This window comes from Paenibacillus sp. DMB20 (assembly GCF_000987955.1).
Taxonomy (GTDB): Bacteria; Bacillota; Bacilli; order Paenibacillales; family Paenibacillaceae; genus Paenibacillus_AQ.
Map to the genome: position 1 here is coordinate 212,990 of NZ_LAZU01000037.1, position 13,159 is coordinate 226,148.

15 protein-coding genes are annotated in these 13,159 nt (G+C 53.0%); all 15 read right to left on the reverse strand.

Translation table 11 applies throughout. The annotated features are described in order from the left end of the window. Positions 1-19: 19 nt before the first annotated feature. A complete protein-coding gene (gene dxs, locus XI25_RS21680) occupies positions 20-1,927 on the reverse strand; it encodes a 1-deoxy-D-xylulose-5-phosphate synthase (protein ID WP_046680201.1) in 1,908 nt (635 codons plus the stop codon). 122 nt (positions 1,928-2,049) lie between these two features. Further along, positions 2,050-2,955 (reverse strand): polyprenyl synthetase family protein, encoded by a 906-nt coding sequence (locus tag XI25_RS21685; RefSeq protein WP_046680202.1) that lies wholly within the window; start codon positions 2,953-2,955, stop codon positions 2,050-2,052. Then, a complete protein-coding gene (gene xseB / locus XI25_RS21690) occupies positions 2,948-3,205 on the reverse strand; it encodes an exodeoxyribonuclease VII small subunit (RefSeq protein WP_046680203.1) in 258 nt (85 codons plus the stop codon). Before xseB ends, XI25_RS21685 begins: the two co-directional genes overlap by 8 nt. Then, on the reverse strand, positions 3,195-4,565 hold the full coding sequence (xseA, locus tag XI25_RS21695) for an exodeoxyribonuclease VII large subunit (RefSeq protein WP_046680204.1): 1,371 nt from the start codon (positions 4,563-4,565) through the stop codon (positions 3,195-3,197). Before xseA ends, xseB begins: the two co-directional genes overlap by 11 nt. Before the next feature lies 1 nt (position 4,566). Beyond that, positions 4,567-5,424 (reverse strand): bifunctional methylenetetrahydrofolate dehydrogenase/methenyltetrahydrofolate cyclohydrolase FolD, encoded by an 858-nt coding sequence (gene folD, locus XI25_RS21700; protein WP_046680205.1) that lies wholly within the window; start codon positions 5,422-5,424, stop codon positions 4,567-4,569. 82 nt (positions 5,425-5,506) lie between these two features. Beyond that, on the reverse strand, positions 5,507-5,971 hold the full coding sequence (nusB, locus tag XI25_RS21705) for a transcription antitermination factor NusB (protein ID WP_046680206.1): 465 nt from the start codon (positions 5,969-5,971) through the stop codon (positions 5,507-5,509). A gap of 245 nt (positions 5,972-6,216) precedes the next feature. Beyond that, positions 6,217-6,450: a DUF2273 domain-containing protein gene (locus XI25_RS21710; RefSeq protein WP_046680207.1), complete on the reverse strand. Its 234-nt coding sequence runs from the start codon at positions 6,448-6,450 to the stop codon at positions 6,217-6,219. Positions 6,451-6,465: 15 nt separating this feature from the next. Continuing rightward, positions 6,466-7,005: an alkaline shock response membrane anchor protein AmaP gene (gene amaP / locus XI25_RS21715; RefSeq protein WP_046680208.1), complete on the reverse strand. Its 540-nt coding sequence runs from the start codon at positions 7,003-7,005 to the stop codon at positions 6,466-6,468. A 67-nt stretch (positions 7,006-7,072) separates the two neighbouring features. Continuing rightward, positions 7,073-7,483, reverse strand: coding sequence for an Asp23/Gls24 family envelope stress response protein (locus XI25_RS21720; protein ID WP_046680435.1), 411 nt, complete (start codon positions 7,481-7,483; stop codon positions 7,073-7,075). A 120-nt stretch (positions 7,484-7,603) separates the two neighbouring features. Beyond that, positions 7,604-8,947 carry an acetyl-CoA carboxylase biotin carboxylase subunit gene (accC, locus tag XI25_RS21725; RefSeq protein WP_046680209.1) on the reverse strand — a complete coding sequence of 448 codons (1,344 nt, stop codon included), beginning with the start codon at positions 8,945-8,947 and terminating at the stop codon, positions 7,604-7,606. A 44-nt stretch (positions 8,948-8,991) separates the two neighbouring features. Further along, positions 8,992-9,489 carry an acetyl-CoA carboxylase biotin carboxyl carrier protein gene (gene accB, locus XI25_RS21730; RefSeq protein ID WP_046680210.1) on the reverse strand — a complete coding sequence of 166 codons (498 nt, stop codon included), beginning with the start codon at positions 9,487-9,489 and terminating at the stop codon, positions 8,992-8,994. Between the two features lie 176 nt (positions 9,490-9,665). Then, complete coding sequence (locus tag XI25_RS21735; protein ID WP_046680211.1) at positions 9,666-10,505, reverse strand: SpoIIIAH-like family protein; 840 nt, start codon at positions 10,503-10,505, stop codon at positions 9,666-9,668. Between the two features lie 59 nt (positions 10,506-10,564). Then, entirely contained in the window at positions 10,565-11,203 is a 639-nt protein-coding gene (gene spoIIIAG, locus XI25_RS21740) for a stage III sporulation protein AG (RefSeq protein WP_046680212.1), read from the reverse strand. Between the two features lie 16 nt (positions 11,204-11,219). Beyond that, positions 11,220-11,936: a stage III sporulation protein AF gene (gene spoIIIAF, locus XI25_RS21745; RefSeq protein WP_046680213.1), complete on the reverse strand. Its 717-nt coding sequence runs from the start codon at positions 11,934-11,936 to the stop codon at positions 11,220-11,222. 25 nt (positions 11,937-11,961) lie between these two features. After that, positions 11,962-13,158: a stage III sporulation protein AE gene (spoIIIAE, locus tag XI25_RS21750; protein WP_046680214.1), complete on the reverse strand. Its 1,197-nt coding sequence runs from the start codon at positions 13,156-13,158 to the stop codon at positions 11,962-11,964. Position 13,159: the final 1 nt, after the last annotated feature.

Here is a 13,159-nt window from a genome sequence, read left to right on the forward strand (position 1 = left end):
CTGATCTCCTGATCTGTCACTATGACGAAAAGCTTCTTTTTGCCAAAGCGCCGGAATTCGGGGCTACCAAGCCGCGGATGCGGGCACAGACATTTTCTGCGGTCAGACCGACCTCAGCCCGTTGCTCCTTGATGCTTCCATGCTCGATAAACCGGTCTTCGATCCCCATTAAGGAAACGACGGCATCATGCATGCCCTGTTCGGCAAAATACTCCAGCACCGCACTCCCGAGACTTCCGGCTTGGGAGGCTTCTTCCAATACAACCATCGCCGTTCCGGTCAATGCCAATCCGCTGAGCATCTCCCCATCCAGCGGCTTCAGGAAACGGGCATTTATGATTTGAACCTGCATGCCTTCACGCTTGAGCATGTCGGCCGCTTCCTCGGCCAGCTGAACCATCGGGCCGGCCGCGAGAATCGCGCAGCCTTCTCCAGAGCGAACCATCTCCCACTTCCCGATCGGGATGCTGGTCAGTTCTTTATCCAATTCGACGCCCGTACCGTTGATGCGCGGGTATCGGTAAGCGATCGGACCGTCGTTATATTCAAGCGCCGTCTTCATCATATGGCGCAATTCATTCTCGTCTTTAGGCATCATCAACACGATATTCGGGATATGGCGCATAAAAGCAATGTCATAAACGCCTTGATGGGTTTCCCCGTCCGCACCGACAAAACCCGCTCGGTCGACGGCTATCATGACGTTGGCGTTATGGCGGCAAATATCATGGACGATTTGATCGTAAGCACGCTGCATGAATGTGGAATATACCGCAAATACAGGCTTCATGCCTTCCATTGCCAATGCCGCGCACAATGTTGCCGCGTGCTGCTCGGCAATTCCCACATCGATCATCCGGTCCGGGAATTTTTTGCTGAACGGAATCAATCCTGAGCCGCCCGGCATCGCTGGCGTGACTGCAACGATTCGCTCGTCTTGCTCACCCAACTCGATCAAGGTTTGTCCGAATACTTCCGTATACATCGGATTGCCGACCGCTTTCAGAACCTGTCCGGATTCGATCTTATACGGTGAAATGCCGTGCCACTTATGGGAATCCGATTCTGCGGGACGGTATCCCTTGCCCTTGGTCGTCACAGCATGAATCAGAACGGGTCCGTCCACATTGTCAGCCTGCTTTAACGTATCGATCAGTTTGTTCAGATCATGTCCGTCCACAGGCCCCAGATACGTGAACCCCAACTCCTCGAACAAAATCCCGGGCACCATCATGTACTTAAGGCTGTCCTTCATTTTCTCCGCCGTCTTGGCCAACTTGCCGCCGATGGCCGGGATTTTTTTCAGAAGGCTTTCAACCTCGTCTTTTGCCCTCAAATAATAACGGTCGGAACGGATTTTGCTCAAATAATTGTGCATGGCGCCAACGTTCGGCGCAATCGACATTTCGTTGTCGTTTAAAATGACGATCATTTTTTTCTTCTCGTGACCGATATGATTGAGCGCTTCAAAAGCCATCCCGCCCGTTAGCGCGCCGTCGCCGATCATGGCGATGATCCGGTTGTCCTCGCCTTTCAAATCCCGGGCGAGCGCCATCCCCATGGCAGCCGATAAAGAGGTGCTGCTGTGTCCGGCTTCCCATACGTCGTGCTCGCTTTCGGCTCGCTTTACAAAGCCACACAGTCCCTTGTGCTTGCGCAGGGTATCGAACTGGTCCATGCGGCCGGTCAAAATTTTATGAACATAAGCCTGATGTCCCACGTCGAATATCATTTTGTCCCTTGGGCTGTCGAAACAGAAATGCAGGGCCAGCGTGAGTTCTACCACTCCCAAATTCGATGCAAGGTGCCCGCCGGTAACCGATAGCTTTTCTATTAAAAACTGACGGATTTCCCCGGCCAAATCGGCCAATGCGTCAACCGACAGATTTTTCAATTGTTCTGGATGTTTTATGTTTGGAAGCAGCATGAAGAATCTCCCCGCTTTCCTGAGTTAAGTTTGAATACCATGATATGTTTGCCCATACGCACGGGCTCATTGTTGGACATTAGACATTATATCACAAAAAAACCGCTTGCAAGTAATCGGGGTTAATGATCCCTCGCCATCAGATAATCCGCGATTTCAATCAGCCGTTTCGGATCGGCAAAACCCGCGTTTTCAATGACCGCTTTGGCATCGTCCGTCAAACGGGCCACACGCTGTTTGGATGCCTCCAAACCGATGAAATACGGATACGTTACTTTTTGCTGTTTGACATCGCTTTGGGTCTTTTTCCCGAGCTTCGTTTCATCGCCTACCAAATCCAAAATATCGTCCTGGATTTGAAAAGCCAGGCCCAAATGATGACCGAAGGTCCGAAGGGCTTCCAACTGAGAATCGCTAACGCCTGCGATACGCCCTCCCGCGATAAGGGAAAACATGATGAGGTCGCTTGTTTTGTGAACATGAATGTACTCCAGCTGCTCCAAGCTGGTCAGGCCCTGCTCGCCCTCCATGTCGGCAACCTGTCCGCCCACCATTCCCCGGGGGCCTGCGAATTCCGCCAGATCCTCAACGATCGCAAGCACGCGATCCGCCGGCACTCCATGTTTGCGCGAGGACTGAACCACGCTGTAAAAGGCATGGGTCAACAAGGCATCCCCGGCCAAAATGGCTGCCGCTTCACCGAACACCTTGTGATTCGTCGGCTTGCCCCGCCGGAAATCGTCATTGTCCATGGCGGGCAAATCATCATGAACAAGCGAGTACGTATGTACCATCTCAACGGCGCAGGCAACGGGCAGCGCGGCTTCGAAATCCCCTCCTCCGGCTTCGCAGGCTGCGATAACGAGCAGCGGACGAAGGCGTTTTCCGCCCGCAGTCAGAGAATACAGCATCGACTTCCGCAAACTTTCAGGCACTGTCCAACCGTCAGGAAAAAGCGATGACAGCTCCCCCGCAAGACGATCGTTAAAATCTTTCATGTATTTATCCAGCGGCAGCCGGTTATTCACGATCTTCACCCGTTTCCTCGAGCATGCCGCCGAATGGGCGGCGATTCAGCTCTCCGCCTTCTTCAACGATCATCTCGATTTTTTGTTCTACCTGCTCCAGCTTTTGGCTGCACATTTGGGAAAGCCGCATCCCCTTCTGAAAAAGATCGATGGCCTTTTCCAGCGGCACGTCCCCGTCTTCCAGCTGGCTCACGATCGTTTCCAGCTGTGCCATCGCTTCCTCAAAACTCAGTTCCGTTTCATTCGCCACGATTGTTCTCCTCCTTCATTCCCCACACTTGACACTGAAGGCTTCCGTCACTGACCTTCACATGGACCAAATCCCCAAGCTGAACGTCATTTAACGATTTAACCAGTTTTCGCTCCTGCTCGTCATATACCAGACTGTACCCGCGCGACATAATCTTCAGCGGACTTAAGGCGTCCAAATGCCTCATCTCGGATTGAAGATGCAGAAGCTTGGATCGCATAATCGTCTGCATCGCCGAAGTGAGCTGCCGATGGGCCGTATCTCTCCGGCGACGGGCCAACTCTGCTTGAACCTTCGGATTAAAACGTATAAGTCCCTGTTTTAATGAGCCGAGACGTTCCCGGCTCAGCCTTGCTTTCGCCTGCAGCGTCCCCTGCAGGCGAAGCTTCAGCATATCTAGCCGCTCGGCATGCTGAAGCATATACCTGCGCGGATGGACCAGTACAGGAGAACGCTGGAGAGCGGCCAGCCGCTCCCTGCTACGGGTAAGGCGCTGCTGAAGTCCCTGCTGCAGCTGCCGCTCCCGCTGCCGAAGCCTGGACTTGATCTCAGCGGCGTTGGGAACGGCCAGCTCGGCAGCTGCCGTCGGGGTTGCTGCCCGAAGATCCGCCGCAAAGTCCGATATCGTAAAATCCGTTTCATGCCCAACCGCCGAAATGACGGGAATGGCCGATTCGTAAATGGCTCTGGCAACAACTTCTTCGTTGAAGGCCCACAGCTCCTCCAGGGATCCGCCGCCCCGGCCGACGATGAGAACGTCGGCTTCCGCCATACGGTTCATATTGCGGATCGCTTTGACGATGGAAGGGGCCGCGCTCTTCCCCTGAACCAATACAGGGTACAGCACGACTTTCACCTGCGGATAACGGCGGCGGATCGTAATCATGATATCCCGTACCGCTGCCCCCGTAGGAGATGTTATCACCCCCACCGTGCGCGGGTACACGGGAAGCGGCCTTTTCCGCTCGGCCGCAAACAGGCCTTCCTGCTCCAGCTTCTTCTTCAACTGCTCGTATGCAAGGTACAAACTTCCGATCCCGTCCGGCTGCATGTGAGAAGCATAAAACTGATACTGCCCGTCCCGTTCATAAACCGAAACGTTCCCGCGCGCGATCACCCGCGAGCCTTCCTTCGGGATAAAAGGAAGCTTCTGGTTGTGGGCCGCAAACATAATGGCCCTGATGCGGCTCCCTTCATCCTTCAAGGTAAAATACATATGCCCGCTTGAATGATGGGTAAAGTTGGATATTTCTCCCCGGATCCATACATCCGCAAGCCGGGAATCGCCTTCCATTTTCATACGGATGTAGCGGTTCAGATCCTTGACGGACAACACCCGCTGCTGATCCACAGGTTTCATGTTAAGCCAACCCGTTCAGCCGTTTGGATGCCAGCAGCGTGTTCTGCATCAGCATGGTGATCGTCATCGGTCCTACGCCGCCGGGAACCGGCGTAATGAATCCCGCGAATTCCTTGGCGCTTTCATAATCGACATCTCCGGCAAGCTTGCCGTTGTCCAAGCGGTTCATTCCCACGTCGATCACAACAGCACCCGGTTTGACATAGCTGCCGTCAATCATATTGGCGCGGCCGATGGCAACGACCAGGATATCTCCCTGGCGGGCGATTTCAGCCATGTTGGCCGTACGGGAATGGCACATGGTCACGGTAGCGTTTTCCCGCTGAAGAAGAAGCGATACGGGCTTTCCTACGATATTGGATCTTCCGATCACCACGGCATGTTTGCCTTCGATCGAAACGCCCGTCCGTTTGATCAACTCAATAACTCCGGCGGGCGTGCAAGGAAGGAGGCTGTCGTCTCCAATCATCAGATTGCCTACATTCACCGGATGAAAACCGTCGACGTCCTTTTCGGGCGCAATCGCATCGATCACCGATTTTTCATTGATTTGCTTCGGTAAAGGCAATTGAACCAGAATGCCGTGAATGTTCTCCTGACGGTTAAGCTTGTCCACGAGAGCCAGGAGTTCCTCCTGGCTGGTGGCAGGGGACAGGCGGTGCACCTCGGAATAGAAGCCGAGCTCATGGCAAGCTTTCTCTTTATTCCGCACATATACCTGAGAAGCGGGATCCTCTCCGACCAGGACCACGGCCAGACCGGGACGATGACCTTTTTCGGTCAGAATTTGGACTTCCTTGGCGATGCTTTCCCGAATTTGTTCCGATACTTGTTTTCCGCTTATGATGCTTGCACTCATGATTTTCTCTCCCCTTACTTTAAAAAAAGTGGATTCTAACGCCTGCGGTGTAAAGCCGATGGGAACCTAGCCCTCCTAGGCGTTAATTTGCCGATTGAGTCAGCTGGGATTTTACCTTGTCGAGTTCCTGAAGCATGCGACCTAATACGCCGTTGACGAATTTTCCGGATTCCTCGGTTCCAAAATGCTTGGCGAGCTCGATGGCTTCATTCACGGCCACCTTTCCCGGAACGTCTTCGCGAAATGCCAGTTCATAAGCGGCCAGCCGCAGGATTTGACGGTCTACCCGGGACAGGCGGCTGACCTGCCAACCTTTCAGGTAATGGGCCAGTACGGCATCAATCTGTTCCCGAACCGCCCAGCATCCATCCACAAGTTCAAGCACGATCTCTGCCACCTTCACCTCATCACCGATGACCCTGTCGGTTTCGTTCTCCTCGGCCGCCTCGAAAAGCAGCATCATTACGGCTTCCTTGCTGTTTACTTCATTCATTTCCATCTGATACAGACTTTGAACGGCGATTTCTCTGATAACACGTCTTTTCATTTTGTTCCTCCCGGTTGAACCCGTTGAATTCAGTTTTATGATTTATTGGCTTGATTCCATTATTCTCATCATGTCCATATAACATTAGAAAAACGTCTATCATTTAAACGTTGTTATTCTTGCGGTTTAAGATGGGCTCGGCTGCACCGAAAAATCCAAAAAAAAAACCTGTGAGCGGCTCTCTCCGCAAAACGGGCGAGATACAGCATGTCTCGGCTTTTTCCGGAGAAAGCATATCACAGGGTTCATTTAAACGGCCGCCAACGCTCAAACAGCGAGCGCCCCCACTCCTGCCAGTGAAACAGGGAGCCCTGCTGCAAATCCTTTCGTTTACCGAAGGTATAGCCGATAAATACCACTAATGCAAAGAACAGCATATCCCAAAAACCGGATAATAAATAAATCAGGCCGCATATCGCGCCGCTAGTTACACCGAATATACGCCCACCGTGACTCTCCCATATTTGTTTCCAAGGCATTTGGGAAGCTCACCTCTATTCCACGCGGCTCTTGAAGCTTGGTGCCTGAACCACGTTTGCTATATAGACGGATACGCTCGAAACCGGAATTCCTGTCGTATCCTCCACAAAATCATGAACCTGCTTCTGCACTTCCGTCGTAAGGCCCGGAATGGATTCCTCTCCATCCACGACCGCCCGGATCGCAATATCCAATCCGGACTGCGAGACCTTGATGCGGGATTTCAAATCACGAACCCCCCGCACGCGGGAAGCTGCTTTTAAACACAGGTTTTCGATGGTTTCAACCGAAATCTGGATATCGCCGAACTCGGTACGCTGGTCTATCGAATGGGTCACGGTCCGATCCCGGCGCACCGAAATGTAGAAGAAACGGATGCTCATCAGGAACAAAACCGCCGCAGCGATAATGCCAGCCCAAATGAGCCGCTGCTCCCAATCATAGGTAAGGTCGTACGGAATAGCGCCGCTCAAGAGGAGGATGGCAACTACTGAAATCACGCCGATACTCAAACTGTATATAAACAGCATAAGTCTGTCCACTATTTTGGCCACGAACAGCACAGCCTCCTTAAATTAGATTAAACCCTCGACATCGCTGTCGGGGGTTCAAGTGCTTGCTTTATTTCACTCGCTGAACCTGATCCAGATCCTCCGTCTTGTCGGATGCTTTCGCGAAATGCACGTCATGGATATGAACGTTGACTTCCACGACCGTCAGTCCCGTCATATTCTCGATCGAACGCTTGACGTTCCGCTGAATTTCGCTTGCGACCTCCGGCAGACGCTGGCCGTATTCCACGATTACGGACACGTCCACAGCCGCCTCGCGTTGTCCCACTTCGACCTTCACGCCTTTGGACAGGTTTTTCATTCCGAGAAGCTCGGCAATGCCTCCTGCAAACCCTCCGCTCATTCCCGCTACGCCGTTCACTTCGACCGTTGCAAGTCCGGCAATGACTTCAATAACTTCGGGTGCAATCTGAATTTGGCCGATTTCCGTACGTTCAAATTCCGTCGGCAAAGTATCCACCATGTGTAAACACACCTTTCAAAATAAGTTTGCGGATGCTCAGTACTAATCAAGACATGCGCTCTTTGTTACTCATACTATATCATTTGCCCCAATTAATGACAAACGACAAGAGAGTGACTAAACCTCATGCTCCTCCAAAAACTTGATGTCGAAATCGCCCTTCAAGAATACAGGATGCTTCATCAGCTTCTGGTGGAATGGAATCGTCGTGGAGATGCCTTCAATTTCGAATTCCATGAGCGCTCTCTTCATTTTTGCAATCGCCTCTTCACGGGTCGGTGCCCAAACGATCAGCTTGGCGATCATGGAATCGTAATAAGGCGATATGGTGTACCCCGGGTAAGCGGCACTATCCACCCGCACGCCCGGTCCTCCCGGAGGAAGATAAAATTGGATGGTTCCCGGCGATGGCATGAAGCCCTTGTCCGGATTTTCCGCGTTGATTCGGCATTCAATGGACCATCCGTTGATAACGACATCTTCCTGAGCGAAGGAAAGCGGATGCCCTTCGGCCACCGAAATCATTTCCTTGATCAAATCCACGCCCGTAATCATTTCGGTAACGGGGTGTTCCACCTGGATCCGGGTGTTCATTTCCATGAAATAAAACTGACCGTCCTGGCCGAGCAAAAATTCGAGCGTCCCCGCTCCGCTATAGTTTACCGCTTTAGCCGCACGAACGGCTGCGGCACCCATGCGCTCACGGACTTCTTCCGACAGTACCGGACAAGGGGCCTCCTCGACCAGCTTCTGGCGGCGGCGCTGGACGGAGCAATCCCGCTCGCCCAGATGAACGGCATTGCCGTGCTTGTCGGCGATAATTTGGATTTCCACGTGTTTCATTCCGGTCAAATACTTCTCGAGATACACGCCGGCGTTGCCGAAAGCTTTCTGGGCTTCCTGCTGGGCCGTTGAAATCTGCTTGATGAGCGCTTCCTCATCCTCCGCAATGCGGATCCCCTTGCCTCCGCCGCCTGCGGTAGCTTTAATGATGACCGGATAACCGATATCCCTGGCCAGCATCACCGCTTCGTCCAAATCCTCGACCAATCCGTCCGAGCCGGGAATGACCGGCACGCCGGCATCCTTCATCGTTTGTTTGGCGACGGCCTTGTCTCCCATGCGATTGATGGCATCGGCTGAAGGGCCTATAAAAGCGATATTGCATGACTCGCAGATTTCGGCGAAATCGGCGTTTTCGGCCAAAAATCCGTAACCGGGGTGAATGGCATCGCATTCGGTCAGCGAAGCAACGCTCATAATATTCGTAAAGTTCAGATAACTGTCTTTGGATAACGTCGGGCCGATACAGTAAGCTTCGTCCGCCAAGCGAACATGAAGGGAATCCTGGTCGGGCTGCGAATAAACCGCAACCGTCGAAATGCCCAGCTCCCGGCAGGCCCGGATAATGCGAACGGCGATTTCGCCGCGGTTCGCAATCAGCACTTTTTGAAATGTCATGCGGGTAACCTCCTTCGGACTCAAGTTCTCGGCGAGTATCGTGTTCACTCCGGTCTCACCAGAAACAGAGGCTGCCCGAATTCCACCAGCTGTCCGTTTTGGGCCAGCACTTCAACGATTTCCCCTTTAACATCGGCATCCAGCTCGTTCATAAGCTTCATCGCTTCGATAATGCAGACGGTGGTCTTCTCGTCAACCTTGTCACCGACACTGACGAACGGTGCAGCTTCAGGAGAAGGCGATCTGTAAAAAGTACCCACCATTGGCGAAACGATCTGATGCAGCGAGCTTGCCGCTCCCGACGGTGCCGGCGCTTCGGCTGTTTGGGCCGGTTGGCTTGCCGCCGCGTTCGGTTGAACCGCCTGCGGAAGCACCTGAGGCGCTGGGATGTATGCCTGAGGCGGGGCCTGCAGCTGTACCACTTCGGGCGCGCTCGGTTTTTTAATGGACAGGCGCGTGCCTTCGTTCTCGATTTCCAATTCCTGTACGGAGGTTTGATCCACAAGCTCGATCAATTCTTTTATCTCGCTTAATTTAAACATTCTCGACTTTTCACTCCTTCGCTTTCTTCGGAAGCCCTGTTTCGGACAGTCAGTCAATAGCTTAAAGTATTATATCACAAACCAAAGAAATGGAAAGAGTCCAAGAGATTCCCCCGGACTCTTTCGCGGTTTTCGGTTGATCGAGGCTGCTCGCGGCTTATCGGCCGAGAGCCTCATTATGGCGCGATATATTGGACGCTGACTTTATCCTGGGAAACTTTTAACTCCTTCATCACCAGATCGACGATGCCGGCGGCGCGCTTGGCATCCATCTGTTCGCTGAGCACCACGACGTTATACCGGTCGTTTTCCTCTTTTACAACCGCGTTTTCAAACTGCTGCTGAAGCTGTTCCTCGATTCCTTGCAGAATGAATTCTTTTTCCTCAAGTGTTTTCATCTGCTCGGTCAACTTGGCGGTTTCTTCCGGCGTTGTCTTTTGATTATCAAGTTTGGCCATTAACTCTTCAAATAATTTCGTGTTCTTGTTCGCCCGTTCCAGCATATAAGAATCCAGTTTTCCGGAAGCGGAACCCGCCTGCGTCGCAGCTACCTCGTTCAGGATATCCTCCTCGGATTTTGTCGTTTCTTTCGTTCCGGCCGTTTGATCTGCCGTATTGTCTTTAGCTGGTTCTTTCGCTCCGACCGGTTCTTTTCCCGAAGTTTCACCCGCTTTAGCCTCTCCGTCTTTAGCCTCGGTTTCTTTACCGGAAGCTTGGCCCTCGGTTCCTGCAGCTTTATCATCCGCGGCCGGCTCCTTAGCGGCGTCATTTGCGGATCCGCCGCCTTCCATGGCACCGGAATCGCCATCCGTGCCGTCCTGTCCCACTTCCGTAACCACGATTTCGTCCGTTTTGGCCGTCGTTCCCGCTTCCAGCTTCTGTCCGGTCGTCTGCGTGCTTTCCGCTACCGGAGGCGCCGCAGGGCCGGAATCATCCGTAAAGAGATAATACGCCGAGAGAATGACCATGAGGCTTAACATCGAGACCAACCAGATTGTTTGTCGTTTGTTATTCATACCTAAAACTTCCTCCTTTAATTGACGGCTTTGGCAATGATCGGATCGCTGCCGAACTGTTACTCCCTTTTGCGCGGCACAACCGAAATTTTATAGCTTGGAACATTCAATCCCCTTTGCACGGCATCAACGATCAAGCTTCGGACCACCTCGTTTTCGACGCCTTTCGCGACGACCAGGACGCCTCGGACATGAGGCTTGATCCTTTTCGTAATGATCGGGGTCTGTTCACCCGAGGATTCGTAGGTGACGATCTCTCCGTCACGGGTATAGCTGGTCACATGTCTTTTGCCTCCATTCGCATCGTTTTCCTCGGAAAGCTCCTGGGTGTCCTTGACATTCCGCTGCACGATGATTTCCTCCGTCGATTCGACCGTCACCATGACATCCACGGCCCCCACGCCGACGATCTGTTCCAGCATGACCTTCGTCCTGGCTTCGAATTCCTTTTCTATGCTGCCGAACTCGCTGCTTCCGTTTTCAGCGGCGGTTGTTGCCGAAGTGGATGCTGCCTCGTCGGGCGGTTCGCGGCCGATGTTTTCATTGTCCAGCTTCTTGACGTTGACGAAGGAGTTGAACAGCATGATGGCCACGCCCAGCAGAGCGAGTATGATCAGCCATCGGAAGGTTTGCATTCTCTTGGCTCCCCCCGGGCCCCCGCCCAGCCACTGCTCTACTTTTTTCAGCCACTTCCCCATCTTTTTTCACCTCTGTTCACAGCTTGGTATGATCATTTGCTTCGCTTGAAGTCACCGATATTTGATCATCCTTCATATTCCACCGGCTGCTCAGCAGCTTCCGAATCGGAACCGCCCGGGCTTGCAGCCGTGCTTCCGCCTCCGCGTAATCCTCCGGCTGGGACGGATTGGTGCCGGATTCTGGTACCGAAATATCGACGTTCACCCGGACGGGATCAATCGGCTTGATCGATCCGGACTTCCCTGCTGCCTTCGAGCCGTCTTCCTGCGCTTCGGGTTCCAGCAGTCGAACGTCTACGGATGCGATGACCGCTCCTATGGTTCCTTTATCCCCCGCCGCTTTCAACACGACCTCTACCGCTCCGACCGGCTCTCCCGTTTCTTCCGTTATTTCTTCCTTCATTTTTTTTGCTACCTCTTCGGCCGCCCACTGCAGGCTTTGCTGCCTCTGGGCGTCCTTGAGCTTCTCCGCCTGAGCCAAAATGCGTTCCAGGCTTGCTTCCTCCGGTACGCTTCGCCCCTTTTCCAAAGCATCCAGTTCAAGCGCCAACTTGTTCTCCGGCGGTTCGGTCAACAGATTGACCACCGGTCTAAGCAGCGCCAGCAGAATCAGCATGCTCAGCACCAGCCTCGCGTAACGCTGCATTGTTTTGCCGGGCAAGATCAAATCCACAAATGCCGCAAACATGACGACGATGATGACGCTTTTCAGCCAACCGCTCAGCCAGTCCACCGTATCAACCTCCCACGTTCGGGTATCATCTCATCATGACCGTGATGTTCGCTGCGGATAATATGATGGTGATGGCCAGAAAAAACATCAAACTGACCGCTGCCAGAGCCGCAAACACGAACAGCATGGTTTTCCCGATGGTCTGCAGGCAAGTTACGATGGGCGAATCCCCAAGCGGCTGCATGACCGCCCCCGCGACGTTGTAAATCAAGGCCAGAATCAAAATCTTGATGGCCGGAAAGGCGCATAAAAACAGGATGATGATGACGCCCGCGAGCCCGATCGAGTTTTTCACCAGCAGCGATGCGGAAATGACCGTATCCGTCGCATCCGCAAACATTTTGCCGACGACGGGAACGAAATTTCCCGTCACATACTTTGCTGTGCGAATCGCCACCCCGTCCGTAATGGAACTCGTAATGCCCTGGACCGAAATGACGCCGAGAAAAACCGTCAACAGCACGCCGAGAACTCCCATTCCAATGCCTCTGAGCAGATTTCCCAGCTGGGTGAGCTTGTACTTGTCGGATAACGAGCTTACAAGATGCAGCAGCGCCGAAAAGAAAAGAAGCGGAAACACGATGGTGCTGATCAAGGTGCCGACGGTATGTACCATGAAAATGACCAGGGGATGCGCGACCGACACGGTCACTACATTGCCCATGGAGGCCAGCAGCGCGAACAGCAGCGGAAGCATGGCCATCATGAATTCAATCATTCTGTCGATAGCTTCCCTTGCATAACCGATGGCTACATTAAAGCTGTTAACCGCTATAACCAGCACGACCATATAGCAAATCGTATAGGCCACTTTGCTTACGGTGCTGTTCTCGAAGGCCGTTTGGAAATTTTCCAGAATCAAACTCAGGATGCTCAGCATGACAATCGTAGCCAGCAGTTTTCCGTTGTAAAGCACTTCATGCCACAGGTAGCTTCCGATCCCGGACAGTACTCCCTTCAGGGTTAGCCCATCACCTCCCGGAAGCAGCATATCCATCAGGGACGGTGTCCTGCCATCCGGGAAAAAGCCCCCGTATTCCTTCATCAGCGAATTCCAGTAAACTTCAACCTGTTCCGTAGGCAGTTCCTTCGTCTGCTCCTCAACCCATTTGTCCGACGGTGATTCGGCATAAACCGCCGTCGTACCGTACACAGCCAATAGCGGAAGAAGAAGCATCAACAGCCTTATCAGCGATATGAAGAAGTCCGGCTGTCGCCGCATA